The sequence below is a fragment of the Methylobacterium sp. E-045 genome (genome assembly GCF_022829685.1).
Classification (GTDB): Bacteria; Pseudomonadota; Alphaproteobacteria; order Rhizobiales; family Beijerinckiaceae; genus Methylobacterium.
In genome coordinates this window covers 54,829-73,776 of sequence record NZ_JAKSYE010000134.1, presented here as the reverse complement: position 1 = coordinate 73,776, position 18,948 = coordinate 54,829, and the positions used below count along the sequence as shown (strand labels likewise).

15 protein-coding genes are annotated in these 18,948 nt (G+C 68.8%); 7 read left to right on the top strand and 8 right to left on the bottom strand.

Annotation, left to right across the window (positions count from 1 at the left end; all coding sequences use genetic code 11):
* The first annotated feature begins 294 nt into the window (after nt 1-294).
* Together MKK51_RS26075 and MKK51_RS26070 are read left to right on the top strand one after the other, a co-directional pair.
* Nucleotides 295-1,233 carry a L,D-transpeptidase gene (locus MKK51_RS26075; protein WP_243982607.1) on the top strand — a complete coding sequence of 313 codons (939 nt, stop codon included), beginning with the start codon at nt 295-297 and terminating at the stop codon, nt 1,231-1,233.
* Between the two features lie 204 nt (nt 1,234-1,437).
* Nucleotides 1,438-1,974, top strand: coding sequence for a Dps family protein (locus MKK51_RS26070; RefSeq protein WP_243982604.1), 537 nt, complete (start codon nt 1,438-1,440; stop codon nt 1,972-1,974).
* Between the two features lie 99 nt (nt 1,975-2,073).
* Here the strand turns inward: MKK51_RS26070 and MKK51_RS26065 are convergent, their stop codons facing one another.
* The 8 genes from MKK51_RS26065 to MKK51_RS26030 all read right to left on the bottom strand — a co-directional run bounded on the left by MKK51_RS26065 (nt 2,074) and on the right by MKK51_RS26030 (nt 9,428).
* Nucleotides 2,074-2,271, bottom strand: coding sequence for a hypothetical protein (locus MKK51_RS26065; RefSeq protein ID WP_243982602.1), 198 nt, complete (start codon nt 2,269-2,271; stop codon nt 2,074-2,076).
* A gap of 345 nt (nt 2,272-2,616) precedes the next feature.
* A complete protein-coding gene (locus MKK51_RS26060) occupies nt 2,617-2,979 on the bottom strand; it encodes a DUF6481 family protein (RefSeq protein WP_313898842.1) in 363 nt (120 codons plus the stop codon).
* Nucleotides 2,980-3,129: 150 nt separating this feature from the next.
* Complete coding sequence (locus MKK51_RS26055) at nt 3,130-3,339, bottom strand: cold-shock protein (protein ID WP_026176335.1); 210 nt, start codon at nt 3,337-3,339, stop codon at nt 3,130-3,132.
* Nucleotides 3,340-3,628: 289 nt separating this feature from the next.
* Entirely contained in the window at nt 3,629-4,912 is a 1,284-nt protein-coding gene (locus tag MKK51_RS26050; protein ID WP_243982598.1) for a cation:proton antiporter, read from the bottom strand.
* Nucleotides 4,913-5,088: 176 nt separating this feature from the next.
* Entirely contained in the window at nt 5,089-6,309 is a 1,221-nt protein-coding gene (locus tag MKK51_RS26045; protein ID WP_243982591.1) for a Gfo/Idh/MocA family protein, read from the bottom strand.
* A gap of 166 nt (nt 6,310-6,475) precedes the next feature.
* Nucleotides 6,476-7,651: an ABC transporter permease gene (locus MKK51_RS26040; protein ID WP_243982589.1), complete on the bottom strand. Its 1,176-nt coding sequence runs from the start codon at nt 7,649-7,651 to the stop codon at nt 6,476-6,478.
* 25 nt (nt 7,652-7,676) lie between these two features.
* Nucleotides 7,677-8,162, bottom strand: a complete 486-nt coding sequence (locus MKK51_RS26035; protein ID WP_243982587.1) for a DUF4112 domain-containing protein — start codon at nt 8,160-8,162, stop codon at nt 7,677-7,679.
* A 96-nt stretch (nt 8,163-8,258) separates the two neighbouring features.
* Nucleotides 8,259-9,428 (bottom strand): aminotransferase, encoded by a 1,170-nt coding sequence (locus MKK51_RS26030; protein WP_243982585.1) that lies wholly within the window; start codon nt 9,426-9,428, stop codon nt 8,259-8,261.
* Between the two features lie 395 nt (nt 9,429-9,823).
* Between MKK51_RS26030 and MKK51_RS26025 the strand changes: the two genes are divergently transcribed.
* From MKK51_RS26025 to MKK51_RS26005, 5 genes are all read left to right on the top strand, one after another.
* On the top strand, nt 9,824-9,964 hold the full coding sequence (locus MKK51_RS26025) for a hypothetical protein (RefSeq protein WP_243982583.1): 141 nt from the start codon (nt 9,824-9,826) through the stop codon (nt 9,962-9,964).
* A gap of 269 nt (nt 9,965-10,233) precedes the next feature.
* Nucleotides 10,234-11,634: an MdtA/MuxA family multidrug efflux RND transporter periplasmic adaptor subunit gene (locus MKK51_RS26020; protein WP_243982581.1), complete on the top strand. Its 1,401-nt coding sequence runs from the start codon at nt 10,234-10,236 to the stop codon at nt 11,632-11,634.
* A gap of 271 nt (nt 11,635-11,905) precedes the next feature.
* Nucleotides 11,906-15,019, top strand: coding sequence for an MdtB/MuxB family multidrug efflux RND transporter permease subunit (locus tag MKK51_RS26015; RefSeq protein ID WP_243982579.1), 3,114 nt, complete (start codon nt 11,906-11,908; stop codon nt 15,017-15,019).
* Nucleotides 15,016-15,612: an endonuclease domain-containing protein gene (locus MKK51_RS26010; RefSeq protein ID WP_243982570.1), complete on the top strand. Its 597-nt coding sequence runs from the start codon at nt 15,016-15,018 to the stop codon at nt 15,610-15,612. The genes MKK51_RS26015 and MKK51_RS26010 overlap by 4 nt, the downstream gene beginning before the upstream one ends.
* A complete protein-coding gene (locus MKK51_RS26005) occupies nt 15,609-18,926 on the top strand; it encodes an efflux RND transporter permease subunit (protein WP_243982568.1) in 3,318 nt (1,105 codons plus the stop codon). Before MKK51_RS26010 ends, MKK51_RS26005 begins: the two co-directional genes overlap by 4 nt.
* Nucleotides 18,927-18,948 lie beyond the last annotated feature (22 nt).

Below are 18,948 nucleotides of genomic sequence, written 5' to 3'. Positions count from 1 at the left end.
TTCGTCCGTCTTTCAAGGATTCGATGGTGTTGAAATGCAGGATCCTATGTCGATGCGAACAGAGGTTTTTGCAATCGCAAGACCCGATGAAATCCCGACATCTCCCGCTCATTCTCGCGCCATGATGAAAGGTCCGTCGCCGGGCCGGCCCCATGTCCGCCCGCCGACCCCACCCGGCCGCAATGCTGCTGAGCGACGAGCCGGCGTGACGGCAGCCCCTGGTCTTGCTAAGTCACCGCACGATCTTGGCTTTAGTCCTCGCGTCCTGGCGAGGGGCCCATCCTCGAGTACCCCATGTCCGAACGTCCCATCTTCGAACGCCCCGTTCTTCCCGTCAGCCGGCGGACCCTGCTGAGCGGCGCGGGTGCGGCCCTGGCCCTCGTCGGTTCCCCCCTCGCCGCCCTCGCCCAGATCCGCGGCCGGCTCTCCCTCGACTCGGAGGACGGATACGGCCCCTATGACGACGACCGTCTCTACCGGGACGAGGCCGGGCGGCTCTACCGCCGGCGAGGCGGGCGCTACGAACCCTATGGCCAGCGCACCACCGCCCCGCGCTTCGAGGACGATCCCGACGCGGATCCCTATGCCGATCCCAATGCCCGCCGCCGGGTGGAGCAGCCGCCGCCTGCGAACCAGGGCAACGCCGTGGCGCGTCCGGTGGATGACGGGCCGATCGACTACGCAAAAGCCTATGCCGCGATCACCGACGAGCCGTTCCCGGTCCATGCCTTCAACTGGCGCAAGGCGAACCCGGTCTTCCTGCGTCAGGAGCTGGCCTATACCGGCCGCGAGCCCCCCGGCACCATCGTGGTCGATCCGCGCGCCCACCACCTCACCCTGGTTCAGGCCAACGGCCGGGCGCGGCGCTACGGCGTCGGCGTCGGCAAGCAGGGCTTTTCCTGGTCGGGCGTCTCGACCGTGAATTCCAAGCAGATGTGGCCGGACTGGTATCCGCCCAAGGAGATGATCGCCCGCACGCCCAAGCTCGCCCGGTCGGTGACCCAGCTCCAGAGCGGCCTCGGCGTGCCCGGCGGCTCCCGCAACCCGCTCGGTGCGCGGGCGCATTACCTGTGGCAGGACAACAAGGACACGCTCTACCGCATCCACGGAACCCTGGAGCCGGAATCCATCGGTCTCAGCGTCTCGTCCGGCTGCATCCGCATGATCAACCAGGACGTGATCGACCTCTACGGCCGCGTCGAGATTGGCACTCGCGTGGTCGTGCTGACCTGACGTCGCTCGTCCCCGGCGGGCACCACCCGCCGGGCGCGTTCCGCGGTGGCGTCAATCCGAGGCGGTGGCACGGTCACGATCGCGAGCGCGTCACTCCGCTCATGGCTGGGATGCGGAACTTCCCCCCTCTCTCTGGCTTTTTCCCGTCATGGGGCGTGCGCTGGACGCCGCCCGTCATCGGAATTCAACCGGAGTTATGACGTCATGGCAAAGAGCTTGAGCGGACGCACGCGTGTCGACGGGGATCGCCTGAACACCCCTACCGATCTCGCGCCCGAGGCAACGAAGAAGATCGCCGAGGGCCTGACCGTCCTGCTGTCGGACCTCTTCGCCCTGTATGTGAAGACGAAGAACTTCCACTGGCATGTGAGCGGCCCGAATTTCCGCGACTACCACCTCATGCTCGACGAGCAGTCGCAGCAGATCTTCGGCATCATCGACGATGTCGGCGAGCGCGCCCGCAAGATCGGCGGCACCACCCTGCGGTCGCTGGGTCAGGCCTCCAGGCTGTCCCGCGTCGAGGACAACGACGCCGACTATGTCAGCCCCCTCGAGATGCTGGCCGAGCTGCGCGACGACAACAAGACCCTCACCGCCAACATGCGCGAGCTGCACGAGGTGACGGACGAGGCCAAGGACGTCTCCACCACCAGCCTGCTGGAGGAGTGGATCAACCAGTCCGAGGAGCGCACCTGGTTCCTCTATGAGGCGACCCGCAACGCCACCGAGGGCGGCCACTGATCTCGCCCGGCTGAACGGACACACCATGAAAAAGGCCCCGCATCCTCCGATGCGGGGCCTTTTTGTTTCTCGCGTCCGGCCCGGGCCGGAGACGAAGTCTCACGAGGCGAGGGTGATCTCGCCTTCGCGGACGGCGCGCTCGCCGCCGCCGGACTTGATCCGGTAGAACGGCTCGCCGGTCTGGTCCTCGGGAACGAGGCGGACGATCTCGAACACGTCGGCGGGATCGGCCTTGACGTCGGCATAGCCGATGCGGGCGCGGCGGACACGCTGCCCGAGCTTGAATTTATGGACCATGGGAGTGCCTTTCTGAGTTGACGCGAAAGGGGCTCCGCGTCCCCGGACGGGTGTTCGTGGTCGCGCGTCGCCGTGCCGAAGGCCTGTTGCCTCCCGGACAGGGACGAGAGGGGTGGCAGCTCCGTCCGGCGATGCCATCCTGCGCCCGAACCCTCACGAAGGACCGAGCCAACCCATTCGACGGGACAGGCCCGATCGTTGACGAACGGCCCTGACGTCGAACCCGGTGGATGCCCGCCCCGAACCTCGTGTTCGGGACGGCTCTCCGGGATTTCGTTTGGCGGCACCGGTCCTTCGGGAAGCGGGATCCGCTCCTCGCCCGGACCGATGCGGCAGCGGTCCGCCTTATTTGCGGGCTTTGGCCTTGCGGGCGGCGTAGCGCGCGTCGCGCTGCTGCTTCTGCTCGATGCGCGCGGCAGCGGCGAGGGCGATCTTCTCCTCGGCGACGCGCGCCGCCTCGATGGCCTGGCGCTCGCGCTCGGCCTCGGCTTCGGCGACGGCCTGCGCGGCGGCGGCGGCGCGCTCGGCCTCGCGGGCGGCGACGCGGATGTCGCGCTCGCGGGCGATCGCCTCACGCTCGGCCTTGCGGGCCACCACCGTCGGATCGTCGGCGGCCGGGCGGTCGCGGAAACGCGCCAGCGCGGCCTGACGGGCTTCCTGCGAAGCCTTGAGGCGGTCGGTCATGGAGTTTTCGTTGAATTGGCTCACACAGAATCCTGGTTTGGAATGCGGCGGGGCAGGGCCGCATAGGAAGAAGACGTCATCGAAAACGCAGGAAGCCGCTCTCCCAGGGAGAGCGGCTCCGTGACCATTGTCAGGTTCTCAGGGAACCCGGCATGGCTCATGCGGCACGGTGGCTCAGGCGGCCTGGAGGCTGCCGGCGGACTGCTTGCCGCTACGCTTGTCGGTTTCCATTTCGTAGGAGACCTTCTGGCCTTCGGCGAGACCGCGCATACCGGCGCGCTCGACGGCGGAGATGTGCACGAACACGTCGTTGCCGCCGTTATCCGGCTGGATGAAGCCGAAGCCCTTTTGCTCGTTGAACCACTTAACAGTACCGACAGCCATCATAATCCTTCGCCCTTGCGGGCATCATAGTTCGGAGGTCCAGACGAAGATGTCCGGCCTTCTCCGTTGTCTCGACTCGCACCCGACTTTCACTCTGCAAAAGCTGTTTGGCTTCAGCAAATGAAAATCTGATCACGCTTCGATTTCACTGATGTACTCCCAATGGCGGGATTTAGCAAATGCCGTAGAAAAACTTGGGTTTTATTTTTGGGTGGGCGGAGAGAATTTGCCGGACGCCCGGTCAATACGGGCGCCGTTTTCGCGTCCCCACCGGCCCCGTCCTCTCCCCTCATTCGACGGGGGGCGGGGCCAGCGGCAGGTCGAGCTGGGCGCTCTCGGTGTCGCGCCCGCTGCGGCGGTCGAGGAAGCCCAGCACCGACGAGACACTTACGCCGTGCAGGACGATGGAGAGGAGGATCGTCAATCCAGCCGTGCTCCACAACAGGCCCGCTCGTTCGAATGACGCATGCCCGAGGGCGAAGGCGAGGTAGTAGATCGTGCCGAGCCCCCTGATCCCGAAGATGCTGATCACCGCTCGCTCGGCGAAGGGCTGGTCGTGCCCGACGAGGCTGACCCAGCCGCAGAGCGGCCGCACCACGAAGATGACGAGACAGGCGAAAGCGACGCCCGCCCCGGTGAGGTCGCGCAGGAGCCCGCCGCCGAGGGCGAGGCCGAAGCCGACGAGGAGGATCATCATCGCCAGCCGCTCGAACGCCTCCGCCGACCCGTGGAGGGCGTGATGGTAATCGTGGCCCCTGTCGGACCAGCGCATGGCCAGGGCCGCCACGAAGACGCCGACGAAGCCGTAGCCGTGCACCGCCTCCACGGCGGCATAGGTGAGGCAGGTGATGCCGAGAGCCACGAAGCCGTCGCCGGTGCGCGACAGGCGCGCCCTATTCGGCAGGTGGAAGGTCAGCCAGCCGAAGCCCCGCCCGATGGCGGCCCCCAGGGCAACGCCCGCCAGCATCTTCCAGACCAGCGAGAGGCCGACCCATTCGGTCCACCCGGCGGCATTGAGGCCCGTCGAGGCGGCAAGCGCGATGGCGAGGTTGACGAAGGGAAAGGCGAGCCCGTCGTTCAACCCCGCCTCGGAGGTGAGTCCGAACCGCATCTCGTCCTCGTCCCCTTCCGACGGCGGACCGACCTGGACGTCGGAGGCGAGGACCGGGTCCGTGGGCGCGAGGGCGGCGGCGATGAGCAGGGAGGAGGCGATGCCGAGGCTGAGGAGATGCGAGGCCAGGAGCCCGAGGGCGAGGATCGTCAGCGGCATGGCGATGGCCAGAAGGCGCCACGTCACCATCCAGCTTTTCCAGCCGACGCGGCGGTCGAGCTTCAGCCCGGCCCCCATGAGCGAGATGATGACGACGAATTCGCTGACCTTCTCGATGAGGCGCAGGTGATGCTCCGGCCGGGGGGAGAATTCGCCGATCCCGGGGATCAGCGACAGTCCGGCCCCGATCGCGACGCAGCAGATCGGCAGTGACAGCGGCAGTCGCCGAAGCACCATCGGCAGCCAGGCGGTGAGGAGCACCAGGGCTCCAAAGCCGCCGAGCGTGATGACATACGTGTCCATGACAGCCGATTCGTTCCTGCGCGTCCTTCGCCGGAATCACCACGACCCATACGCAAGACCGATTTTCTTGAGGTGTCCGTTGCCGGACGGGAGCGCCGCCCGACCCTCCTCCCCACAAGGGGGAGAGGGACGCTGTCTGCCTGCATACCGAGATGCGCTAAATCCGATGGGCGCCGTCAGGGCGTACCCGACCGCATCGTCATGTCGGGGTTGAGATCGACCCACCGGCGCGTCGCCGCCGCCTGGTAGAGCGCCTCGATCAGGCGGACGTCGCGCAGGCCCATCTCACCGGGCGTGCGCAGCTCTCCGCCCTCCGCGATGACCTGCGAGAGATGGTCGATCTCGCCGGTGAACTGCACCGCGTCGCCCTCCGCCGTCAGGATCTCGTCCGCGCGCTTGGCGTTGCCGATCACGAGGCGGTTGCCCTGGTAGGCGGTGCCGGGATCGAGGGTGGCGACCGCCTTGTCGCCCCACAGGTCGATCCGCTTCTTGTCGGCGCTGTAGCCCGACGAGACCGTGGCGCGCCGGCCCGAGGGGAAGACGAGCTGGGCCGTGAACACGTCCTCCACCTCGGCGAAACGCGGATCGCCCGCCGGCGCATGCATCGAGGCGGAGACCGAGGACGGGCTCTCGCCGAAGAACCATTGCACCCCGTTGAGGCCGTAGATGCCGATATCCACCAGCGACCCGCCGCCGGCGACCGCCTTCAGCATGCGCCACTGGTCGCGGGGCTTCTCCGGCTCCAGGGGGCGGTGATGGTCGGAGGAGGCGAAGCGCACCGCGCCGAGTTCGCCCGCATCCATCATCGCCTTGGCACGCAGGTTGTGCGGCTCCCAATGCACCCGGTAGGCGACCATCAGGCGGCGGTCGGCGGCCTTGGCGGCGTCGATCATCCGCCGGCACTCGGCGGAACTCGTCGCCATCGGCTTCTCGCAGAGGACATGCTTGCCCGCCTCCAGGGCCTTAATGGTCAGATCGGCATGGGTGGCGTTCGGCGTGATGACGTAGACGGCGGCGATGTCCGCGTTGTCGGCCATCCTGCCCATCGAGGCGTAGTCGTAGAGGCCGCCCGGTCCGATCCCGTAGCGGGCGGCGACGGACCTCGCCTTCTCCGGGTTGCCGGAGACGAGGGCCACGGCCCTGGAGCGCCGGGCGCGCTGGAAGGCGGGCAGGATCTGGGCCTGGGCGAAGTCACCGAGGCCGACCACCGCCCAGCCGAGATGCGCCTCGCGCGGCAGCGGCGGCGCCTGGTCGAGTTGGGGCTCGGGCCGGCCGGTCGGGGTGGTGGGGATCGTCTGGGATGCCGCACGCTCGGATGCCAGCGCTCCTCCGATGCCGGCGATGGTCCCCGCCATGAACAGGCGGCGGGACGGTGTCGTGTTCGAGGCGTCGGACATCGAAACTCCGGATCCGGGAGGGATGAATCTCGCGGCCGGACCGAGAATGCCGCCCTTCGACAACGCGTGACGCTCCGATCGGATTCCATCGGAACCTGCGGTGGAGGCGCGCGGGGGGATTAAAAACGCAAGACCCGCCTCGGCGGGTCTGCGCCACGGGCGAATGTTACGTGAACGTCTTGCGGGGGTCGAAGGCGTCGCGGACGGCCTCCCCGGCGAAGATGAGCAGGCTCAGCATCACCGCCACCACGAAGAAGCCGGTCAGCCCGAGCCAGGGGGCCTGGATGTTGTCCTTGCCCTGCGCCAGCAGCTCGCCCAGCGAGGCCGAGCCGGGGGGCAGGCCGAAGCCGAGGAAGTCGAGGGAGGTCAGCGTCCCGATCGAGCCGTTGAGGATGAACGGCATGAAGGTCAGCGTCGCCACCATGGCGTTGGGCAGGAGATGCCGGCTCATGATGCGGATGTTGGAGAGGCCCAGCGCCCGGGCGGCGCGGACGTATTCGAAATTGCGCGCCCGCAGGAACTCGGCCCGCACCACCCCTACCAGGGCCACCCAGGAGAACAGCAGCAGGATGCCGAGCAGCACGAAGAAGCCCGGCGCGATGAAGGCCGAGATGATGATGATGAGATAGAGGGTCGGGATGCCGCTCCACACTTCGATGAAGCGCTGCAGGGCGAGATCGACCCAGCCGCCAAAATAGCCCTGCACCGCCCCGGCGATCACTCCGATCACCGAGGAGACGATGGCCAGGATCAGCCCGAACAGCACCGAGATGCGAAAGCCGTAGATGACGCGGGCCAGCACGTCGCGGGTGGTGTTGTCGGTGCCGAGCCAGTGCATCTCGAGGCCCGTGCACCCGGCCCGCCCCGTGGTCTCCGCGCCAGTCTGCTTCGCCGCCGCCTGGCATTGCGCGTCCGTGAGCATCCAGGTGGGCGGCGAGGGCGAGGGGGTCGGCAGCCCGTCGATGATCGTGTCGTAGGAATAGGGGATCGGCGGCCAGATCGCCCAGCCGTTCTCGGCGATCTCCCGCCGGGTCTCGGCCGAGCGGTAGTTCGGCCGGGCGTAGAACCCGCCGAACTTCTCGTCCGGGTAGTCGATGAGGACGGGAAACAGGATCTCGCCCTTGTAGGACACCACCAGGGGCCGGTCGTTGGCGATGAACTCGGCGAACAGGCTTAAGGTGAACAGGGCGACGAAGAGCGTGAAGGACCAGAAGCCCAGCCGGTTTCGGCGAAAGTTCGAGAGCCGCCGCCGGTTCAGCGGCGACAGCCCCCGCACCACCGGCGCGAGGGGAGGCGGGGCGGCGACGGGGACGGCTTCCGCGGGGCGGGCGATCTCGTTCATGAGACCGCCCCTATTGGATTGTGCGTCAGCCGTCGAGACGGACGGCCGTTCCCTCGATCTCGTTGGGGCGAAGGCCGCCGGTCTTCTCGAGGTGGCGGCGCAGCAGACGGACGTTGCGACGATTGGCCTTGAACGCCGCGTCGAAGATGTCGCCCGCCAGCGGCACGGCGCCGATCACCCCGTCGAAGGCCACGTTCATGGCCATCCGGGCGAGCAGCCATCGCGGTGCCCCGAGGCGGCGCGCCTCGTAGACGATGTAGGAGGCCAGCAGCATGCCCGCCGCATCGCCGACGATCGGGACGAGGCCAATGACCGCGTCGAGCCCCACCCGGCGGTTGATGCCGGGGATCACGAACGCCGTGTCCATGAGATGGGCGAACTGTTCCAGCCGCAGGAGCGCCGCCTCCCGGCTGTCGGGCTCGGCACGGAAGCGCGTGGCGGTCCCGTCGCGCTGGCCGAAGCCGCCCTTGGGCACTTCGCGGGCGGTAAAGACGGCGTCGTTGAAGGCCATGGCGGGGCTCCGGGGGATGCGCGTCGTGGTCATGATACGGGATGTGGCCCCGGCCAGGGCCGACCGCAAGCGGCGGAACTCCGAGACCTCCCGGCCTCACGCGGCCCGCCCCCGCATCAGGCCTGAGAGCCGCTCCAGGGCGGCGTCGAGGGTCGCGTCCTGCTTGGCGAAGCACAGCCGCACGAGATGGCGCACCGCCCCTTGCGCATAGAAGGCGCTGATCGGGATCGCCGCGACGCCGTGCTCGCGCACCAGGGCCTGGCAGAAGGCCACGTCGTCCGCATGCCCCAGGCGCGGCCCCAGCTCGCCGATGTCGATGGTGAGGAAGTAGGTGGCCTGCGAGGGCAGCACCGAGAAGCCGAGCCCGGTGAGGCCGGCGCTCAGCCGGTCGCGCGAGCGGGCGAAGCGCGCCCGCATGTCGAGGAAATAGGCCTCGTCCTTGGCGAGCCCGTAGGCCACCGCCTCCTGGAGGTTCGGCGGCGTGGTGAAGGTGAGGAACTGGTGCGCCTTCGAGACTGCCTTGAGCAGGGGAGGCGCCGCCATGACGAAGCCGACCTTCCAGCCGGTGAGGCTGAAGATCTTGCCGGCCGAGCCGATCTTCACGGTGCGCTCCCGCATGCCCTCGAACCCGATCAGCGGGCGGTGGGGACGCCCGTCGAAGGTCACGTGCTCCCACACCTCGTCGCAGACGGCCGTCACGTCGAAGCGCTGGCAGAACCGCGCCAGCAAGGCGAGATCCTCGTCGCGGACCATGGTCGCGGTGGGGTTCAGCGGGTTGTTGAGCACGACGACCCGCGTGCGCTCGGAGAAGGCCTGCGCCAGGGCGTCCTCGTCGAGGCGAAAATGCGGGGGACGCAGGGTGACGAAGCGCGGGATGCCGCCGGCCTGCCGGACGATGGGCAGGTAGGCGTCGTACATCGGCTCGAACAGCACCACCTCGTCGCCGGGCGAGACCAGGGCGAGCAGGCTCGCGGCCAGGGCCTCGGTGGCGCCCGACGTCACCATCACCTCGGTGTCGGGATCCAGGGCGAGGCCCTGGTGGCGGCCGTAATGGTCGGCGATGGCCCGGCGTAAGGCCAGCAGGCCCATCATCGGCGGGTATTGGTTGTAGCCGTCGCGCAGGGCGTCGGCGGCCCTCTCGCGCACGTCGGCCGGGCCGGGATCGTCCGGGAAACCCTGGCCGAGGTTGATCGCGCCGAGGTCGCGCGCCAGCACCGACATCACGTCGAACACGGTATTGGGGAGGTCGGCGAAGACAGGATTCATCCGCAGGAACGCTCGTGGTCGGCGGGGATCCGCCCGTGGGCGGAGAGGCGTCCATCCTCGGTAGCACGGGCGTTTCGGGGCGGGAAACGAGCGAGCCGAAATGTGCGCGTTCGCACGCTCCCTGGCCCGACGCCCCGGAGCGGGCCTGACGATTGTTGACATTCATCAGGCGTAACGTAGGTTCTGGTCATGGCCGGAGCGGTCGCCGCTCAACGGAAACACCGCCCCCTCGTTTCTTTTGGGCGACGTGCCGCTCCGGTCCATCTTCAGAAGCTGATCCTCCCCGAGAGGAAAGCCGTCACACCGTCCCGGCGTGGCGGCTTTCTCGCGTTCCGCTTGTGCCTCGATGGTCCTCCGGGGTAGCGACCTCGTATCGGATCACGAGGACGCCCCCGTTGAGCACCCGCGCCTGCTGCGCCCTCGCCCTCCTCATCGCCCTGGCGGGGGCGGGATTGCGCCTCGCCGTGCCGGTGACGCCGCCGGACGCGGCCTATCACGCGGTGGTCGAGGCCTATCCGTCGAAACCCCTGCCCTGACGGCGTCGGGGGGCGGAACGGGCCCCCGGAAACAGGCCGGAAACCTCCGCGCCGCACTGGCGTCGCAATAGTCCGGCATCTCCGGCGGCGATGCTGAGCGAACGATCGACGGGCAAGGCCCCCCGGCCAATGTGCGCAACCGCCTGCGCGGCCCTGGATCGGCGCCCCGCTGCGAGGTGGTCGCGCCCCCTGTTCCGCCGGGACTCCGGTCTCCATTTCGGTCACACTGCGTGGTGCCGGTCGGAAACGAGCGGACGGATTGTCGAGGCATGAACGAACAATCGCCCATCCGGACCGAGACGGCCCGGGAGATCGGACCGGAGACACCGGCGCCCACGCGCCGGCGAAGCCGTGCGGGGACATGGCTCATCCTGATCCTCCTCCTCGTCGGCGCGGGGGCGGCCGGCTACCGGTTCTATCTCGCGCCCAAGACCGCGACGGAGACCTCCGCCGACGGCACGCCCGCGCGCGGCAAGGGCGCCCGCGGACGCCCCGGCGGCGACATGCCCCAGGCGGTGGGCGTCGCCACGGTCTCCTCCGGCGAGATCCCGGTGGTGCTGTCGGGCCTCGGCACGGTGACGCCGCTCGCCACCGTGACGATCCAGTCGCAGATCAGCGGCTATCTCATGGAGATCGGCTTTCGCGAGGGCCAGACCGTGAAGAAGGGCGACTTTCTCGCCCAGATCGACCCGCGCATCTACGAGGCCCAGCTCGCCCAGTACCAGGGCCAGCTCGCCCGCGATCAGGCGCTGCTGCAGAATTCCAAGCTCGATCTCGCCCGCTTCCAGCGCCTCAGCCTGCAGGATTCGATCTCCAAGCAGAACGTGGACACGCAAGGGGCCCTGGTGAAGCAGAACGAGGGCACGGTCGCCATCGACCAGGCCCAGGTGGACCAGCAGAAGCTCAACATCGCCTATACCCGCATCGTCTCGCCGGTGGACGGCCGGGTCGGCCTGCGCCAGATCGACCAGGGCAACTACGTCACCGCCGCCTCCACCAACATCGTGGTGGTGACGCAGCTGCATCCGATCTCGGTGGTGTTCACCCTGCCCGAGGACGACGTGGCGCGGGTGATGCGGCGCCTGCGCTCGGGAGCGAAGCTCACGGTCAGCGCCTACGACCGGGGCGACGCCAACGTGCTCGCCACCGGCACCCTCGACACGGTGGACAACCAGATCGACACCACCACCGGCACGGTGAAGCTGCGCGCGCTGTTCGAGAACAAGGACGAGAGCCTGTTCCCGAACCAGTTCGTCAACGCCAAGCTCACCGTGGACACGGTGCGGGATACGCCGATCATTCCCACCGCCGCGATCCTGCGCGGCACGCCCGGCGCCTACGTCTACCTCCTCGACGGCGACGACAAGGTCGTGGTCCGCCCGATCACCGTGGGCGAGGCCGACGGCGCCCGCACCGCCGTCACCAAGGGGCTGGCGGTGGGCGACCGGGTCGTGGTCGACGGGACCGACCGCCTGCGCGACGGCGCCAAGGTCCGCGTCACCGAGGGCGGCAAGGGCCAGCCGGCGCCCCCCGGAGAAGCGTCGGCGCCCGGCCAGGCCGCACCCGCGCCGGACGCCGCCGCCACGACCTCGACGCCCGCCGCCGGCACCCCTCCCGACAACCCGTCGCAGAAGCGCGAGCGCCGCAGAGAGCGGCCGGCGGCGCAATGAGCGCCTTGCTTCCTGTGACTGACGCGCCGTTCGATGCATCCATGGGCGCACCGGACGTTACAGGGATCCGTTTCCTGGCGAAGGTCTGGCCGGATCGCACGGGCAGCGCCGGTCCCCTCTCCTGGAAGGAGAGGGACAGGGTGAGGTGCGTGGACTTTTCGGAGGTGTCGCACACCTCACCCCAACCCTCTCCTTCCAGGAGAGGGAGCCCGTGGCGCTTCACGCCGACGGCCGGGCAGGTCCGAGATCCTGTGGCGGGACGGCTCACCCCATGAACCCGTCCCGCATCTTCATCCTGCGGCCCGTCGCCACCACGCTGTTCATGCTGGCGATCCTGCTCGTGGGCATGGTGTCGTACCTGAACCTGCCGGTCTCGGCCCTGCCGTCGGTGGATTACCCGACGATCCAGGTGCAGACCTTCTATCCCGGCGCCAGCCCGGAGGTGATGACCTCGGCGGTGACGGCGCCCCTGGAGCGGCAGTTCGGCCAGCTCGCCAACCTCAACCAGATGACCTCGCAGAGCTCGGCGGGCGCCTCGGTCATCACCCTGCAGTTCAGCCTCGATCTCGGCCTCGACATCGCCGAGCAGCAGGTCCAGGCGGCGATCAACGCGGCGGGCAACCTGCTGCCCTCCGACCTGCCTGCGCCGCCGGTCTACGCCAAGGTCAACCCGGCCGACGCGCCGATCCTGACGCTGGCCCTGACCTCGACGACGATGCCGCTCACCGAGGTGCGCAATCTCGCCGAGACCCGGCTCGCCCAGAAGATCAGCCAGGTCTCCGGCGTCGGCCTCGTCAGCATGGGCGGCGGCCAGCGCCCCGCCGTGCGCGTGCGCTTCAATGCGCGGGCGCTGGCCGCCTACGGCCTCAACATCGACGACCTGCGCACCACCATCACCAACCTCAACGTCAACACGCCCAAGGGCACGATCGACGGGCCGACCCAATCCTACGCCATCAACGCCAACGACCAGATCCGCGACCCGAAGGCCTATGAGCAGGCGATCATCGCCTACAAGAACGGCTCGGCGGTGCGGCTCTCGGATGTCGCCGACGTGGTCAACGGCCCGGAGAACACCAAGCTCGGCGCCTGGATGGACGAGACGCCCGCCGTCATCCTCAACATCCAGCGCCAGCCCGGCGCCAACGTCATCGCCACGGTGGACAAGATCAAGGCGCTGCTGCCCCAGCTGCAGGGGACGCTGCCCGCCGCCGTCACGGTGACGCCGCTCACCGACCGCACCACCACCATCCGCGCCTCGGTGCACGACGTGCAGGTGGAGCTGGCGCTGGCCATCGGCCTCGTGGTGCTGGTGATCTTCCTGTTTCTGCGCAGCCTGTCCGCCACCCTGATCCCGAGCCTGTCGGTGCCGCTCTCGCTGATCGGCGCGCTCTCGATCATGGACCTCTACGGCTTCTCCCTCGACAACCTGTCGCTGATGGCGCTGACCATCGCCACCGGCTTCGTCGTCGACGATGCCATCGTGGTCATCGAGAACATCGCCCGCCACGTGGAGGAGGGCGATTCGCCGATGGAGGCGGCCCTGAAAGGCAGCCGCGAGATCGGCTTCACCATCATCTCCCTCACGGTCTCGCTCATCGCGGTGCTGATCCCGCTCCTGTTCATGGGCGACGTGGTGGGGCGCCTGTTCCACGAATTCGCCATCACGCTGGCCGCCACCATCGTGATCTCGGCGGTGGTGTCGCTGACCCTGGTGCCGATGCTGTGCGCCCGCCTGCTCAAGCATGCGCCGGAGGCCAAGCGCCGCGAAGGATTGATCGCGCGGGCCGGCCGGCGGGCCATGGACGGGGTGATCTCCGGCTACGGCCGGATGCTGCGCATCGTCCTCAACCACCAGGGCCTGACCCTCGTCGTCACCCTCGCCACCATCGCGCTCACCGCCTACCTGTTCGTGGTCATCCCCAAGGGGTTCTTCCCGGTCCAGGACACGGGCGTGATCCAGGGCGTGACCCAGGCCGACCAGACCGTCTCCTATGCCGAGATGGCGGACCGCCAGCAGCAGATCGCCCGCATCGTCCTGCAGGACCCGGATGTCGCGAGCCTGTCCTCGTTCATCGGCGTCGACGGTCAGAACGTGACGCTCAATTCCGGCCGCTTCCTCATCAACCTGAAGCCGCACGAGGGCCGCACCAGCGATGCCGGCGCCATCATCCGCCGCCTCAAGGAGGCCTCCCGCGGGGTCGCCGGCATCCGGCTCTACATGCAGCCGGTGCAGGACCTCACCATCGACACGGCGGTGAGCGCGACGCAGTACCAGGTGATCCTGGAGAACCCGAACCTCTCCGAGTTCGAGACCTGGGTGCCGCGCTTCGTCCAGGCGCTGCAGCGCTCGCCCCTCCTGTCGGACGTGGCCAGCGACCTCCAGGGCAACGGGCTGGCGGCCTACGTCACCATCGACCGGCCCACCGCCGGCCGCTACGGCATCACCCCCGCCACCGTGGACAACGCCCTCTACGACGCCTTCGGCCAGCGCATCGTCTCGACGATCTTCACCCAGTCGAACCAGTACCGGGTGATCCTCGAGGCCGATCCCGACCTGCACAAGACCCTCGACAGCCTCAACGGCATCTTCCTGCCCTCCTCCACGGCGGCCTCGGGACAGGTGCCGCTCTCGGCGGTGGCGCGGATCAGCGAACGCCGGGCGCCGCTCCTCATCAGCCATCTCGGCCAGTTCCCGGCCACCACCGTGTCGTTCAACCTCGCCGAGGGGGTGGCGCTGGGCGATGCGGTGAAGACGATCGAGGCGGCGCGCAGGGAGATCGACCTGCCGCCGAGCTTCCGCGTGGTGCCGCAGGGCTCGGTCTTCGCCTTCCAATCGGCGCTCTCGAACCAGCTCTTCCTGGTGATCGCGGCCATCGTCACCGTCTACATCGTGCTCGGCGTGCTCTACGAGAGCTTCGTCCACCCGATCACGATCCTCTCGACCCTGCCCTCGGCGGGGATCGGCGCCCTCGTCGGCCTGATGCTCTACGGGCTGCCGCTGGACATCATCGGCGTCATCGGCATCGTGCTCCTCATCGGCATCGTGAAGAAGAACGCGATCATGATGATCGACTTCGCCCTTCAGGCCGAGCGCGAGGAGGGGATGGCCCCGCGCGACGCGATCTACGAGGCCTGCCTCCTGCGCTTCCGCCCGATCCTGATGACGACGCTGGCCGCCCTGTTCGCGGCGTTGCCCCTCATCCTCGGCACCGGCGTCGGCTCGGAACTGCGCCAGCCCCTCGGCATCGTCATCGCCGGCGGCCTCATCGTCTCCCAGGTCCTGACCCTGTTCACCACCCCGGTGATCTACCTCGCCTTCGACCGCCTGGAGCGGCGGTTCAAGCGCGGCGGCGGGGCGAAGACGGTGGAGGCGACGCCGTGAGCCGGAATCGTGCCGCTGCCCTCCCTCCCCCCTCTGCGGGGGAGGGTGGCCCCCGAAGGGGGTCGGGAGAGGGGAGCCCGGTCTCCGGATCGGACGCGCAGATTGACGATGGGCGGATCCTCGTCAGACCCACTCCACAACTGCGCGCGTTCGCCCGCGAGCAACGGCGGCTCCGTACCCTCGCCGAGGATGCGATCTGGCAGCAGGTGCGCGGTGGCCGCTTCCGCGGGCTCACGTTCAGACGCCAGGTTCCCCTGCCGCCCTACATCGCCGATTTCCTCTGCGCGTCCGCCCGTCTGATCGTCGAACTCGACGGAGCCCCGCATGAGGAGACCGCGCGCCGTGATCGCGATGCCGCGCGCGATGCCTGGCTGCGGGAGCAGGGGTTCGAGGTTCTGCGCTTTCCGAATGACCGTGTCCTCAGCGATCTCGTTTCGGTCCTCGACACGGTCGGCGCGACCGTCGAGGCGCGGCTGGCTCGCTCCACGTCCGGCCGCGTCGCTCCCCTCTCCCGACCCGGCCTGACGGCCGGGCCACCCTCCCCCGCAGAGGGGGGAGGGGGCAGGCGCCCCCGCCCGGCCCCCCGCCCATGAACGTCTCCGAACCGTTCATCCGGCGGCCGGTCGCCACGATACTGCTCACCATCGGGGTGCTGCTGGCGGGGATCTTCGCGTTCTTCAAGCTGCCGGTGGCGCCGCTGCCCCAGGTCGATTTCCCCGTCATCCTGGTCCAGGCGCAGATGGCCGGGGCGTCCCCCGAGACCATGGCGACGACGGTGGCGGCGCCGCTCGAGCGGCGCCTCGGCATCATCGCCGACGTGGGCGAGATGACCTCCACCAGTTCCGTCGGGACGGTGCGGATCGTCCTGATGTTCAACCTCAACCGCGACATCGACGGGGCCGCCCGCGACGTCCAGGCGGCGATCAACGCCGCGCGGGCCGACCTGCCCACGGCCCTGCGCTCGAACCCCACCTACCGCAAGTTCAACCCGGCCGACGCGCCGATCCTGATCCTCGGGCTCACCTCGAACACCCTGTCGCCGGGCCAGCTCTACGATTCCGCCGCCACGGTGGTGCAGCAGAAGATGTCCCAGCTGCCCGGTGTCGGCAACGTCGATATCGGCGGCTCGTCCCTGCCGGCGGTGCGGGTCGAGCTCGATCCCACCGCCCTCTACCATTACGGGATCGGCCTCGAAGGGGTGCGCGCGGCCCTGGCCTCGGCCAATGCCAATTCGCCCAAAGGCGCGATCGAGACCGACACCCGGCACTATCAGCTCTACGCCAACGACCAGGGCCGGGTGGCGGCGGATTACCGCGACATCATCGTGGCCTACCGCAACGGGGCGGGGGTGCGCCTCACCGATGTGGGCAAGGTCGAGGATTCGGTGGAGGACAAGCGCAACCTCGGCCTCGTCAACGGCCGGCCGGGCGTGATCCTGTTCATCTACAAGCAGCCCGGCTCCAACGTGGTCGATACGATTAAGGCGGTGGAGGCGGCGCTGCCGCAGGTGAGGGCCGCGCTGCCCGGCGACATCGACCTCACCGTCACCGGGGACCGCAGCGCCACCATCCGCGCCTCCCTCGCCGAGACCGAGGAGACCCTGGTCATCGCCGTCGCCCTCGTCATCGGGGTGGTGTTCGCCTTCCTGCGCTCGTGGCGGGCGACCCTGATCCCGGCGGTGGCCGTGCCGATCTCGATCATCGGCACCTTCTCGGCCATGTACCTCCTCGACTACAGCCTCGACATCCTGTCGCTGATGGCCCTCATCATCGCCACCGGCTTCGTGGTCGACGACGCCATCGTCGTCCTGGAGAACATCCAGCGCCATGTGGAGCTCGGCAAGCCGCGGCTGGAGGCCGCCCTCATCGGGGCGAGGGAGGTCGGCTTCACCGTCATCTCCATGAGCCTGTCGCTGATCGCGGTGTTCATCCCGATCCTGCTGATGGGGGGGATCGTCGGGCGGCTGTTCGAGGAATTCGCCGTCACCCTGTCCCTGGCGATCCTGATCTCCCTGGTGCTCTCGCTCACCACCACGCCGATGATGTGCGCCCTGCTGCTGAAACGCGAAGGCGGGCATGGAGGCGGCGGGCATGGAGGCGGCGGGCATGAAGGCGGGGGGCACGGACATGTCGGGGAGACGCGCCCGAACCTCATCATCCGCGCCCTGGAGGGGGGCTTCGACGTCACGCTCCGGGCCTACGAGCGCACCCTCAGGATGGCGCTGAACCATCGCCGCCTCGTCCTCGCCACGCTGTTCGCGACGATCGGGCTCAACGTCTACCTCTACATCATCGTCCCCAAGGGCTTCTTCCCCGAGCAGGATACCGGGCAGATGATGGGCGGCATCCAGGCCGACCAGCGCATCTCGTTCCAGGCGATGAAGCAGAAGCTGGAACAGGCCACCGCCATCGTGCAGGCCGACCCGGCGGTGGACAGCGTCGTCGGCTTCACGGGCGGGCGCGCCACCAACTCGGCCAACGTCTTCGTCGGCCTGAAGCCGCGGGGCGAGCGGGCCTCGATCACCGAGGTGATGACCCGCCTGCGCCCCAAGCTCGCGCAGGTGGCCGGCGCCCGGCTGTTCCTGTTCCCGCGCCAGGACCTGCGCATGGGCGGGCGCCAGAGCTTCGCCCAGTACCAGTACACCCTCCAGGGCGACACGGCGGACGAGCTCTACGCGGCGGCCCCCCGGCTCGTGGAGGCGCTGCAGAAGAACCCGGTCTTCTCCGACGTCACCTCCGACCAGCAGGAGGGCGGGCTCGAGAGCCGCCTCGTCATCGACCGGGCCACGGCCTACCGCTACGGCATCACGCCGGACAAGATCGACAACACCCTCTACGACGCCTTCGGCCAGCGGCAGGTCTCGACGATCTTCAACCCGCTCAACCAGTACCACGTCGTGATGGAGATCGCGCCGCGCTACCTGCAGAGCCCGGAGACGTTGAAGACCGTCTTCGTCTCGACCTCGGGCGGCAAGGCGCGGGGCTCGGCCGTCACCAACGCGGTGGCCGGGACCGTGGCCGGGGCCGCGGCGACGGGAACCACCGCCTCCACCATCGCGGCGGATTCCGCCCGCAACGCCGCCTCCAACGCCATCGCCGGCGGGGCGGGCGCCTCGTCCAGCGCCCCCGTTTCGAGCGCCAAGGAGACGATGATCCCGCTCTCGGCCTTCGCCCGCGTGGAGACCGGCAACGCACCCGTGCAGGTGAGCCACCAGGGCCTGTTCGTGGCCACCACGATCTCGTTCAACCTGGCGCCGGGCAAGAGCCTGTCGGACGCCACCGCCGCCATCGAGGAGGCCGAGGCGCAACTGCGCCTGCCGGCGACGATCCACGGCGAGTTCGCGGGCGCGGCCAAGACCTTCCAGGCCTCGTCCTCGCGCCAGCCGCTGCTGATCCTGGCGGCGCTGCTGGCGGTCTACACCATCCTCGGGATCCTCTACGAAAGCTTCGTCCACCCGGTGACGATCCTCTCGACCCTGCCCTCGGCCGGCATCGGCGCGCTGCTGGCGCTCCTCGTCTCGGGGACGGAATTCACCATCATCGCCCTCATCGCGGTGTTTCTCCTCATCGGCATCGTCAAGAAGAACGCGATCATGATGATCGACGTGGCACTGGACGCCGAGCGCACGCGCGGGGCCGCGCCGAAGGACGCGATCTTCGAGGCCTGCCTCTTGCGCTTCCGGCCGATCATGATGACAACGCTGGCGGCCCTGCTCGGCGCCCTGCCTCTCATCCTCGCCGGGGGCGAAGGCTCGGAAATGCGCCGCCCCCTGGGCATCGCCATCGCCGGCGGCCTGATCGTGAGCCAGATCCTGACCCTCTACACCACGCCCGTCGTCTACCTCTATCTCGACCGCCTCCGGCGGCGCCGCCCGGCCCTGGGCGTGGTTCCGGGCGCGGCCGAATGAGCGTGGGCGGTTTGACGGACGG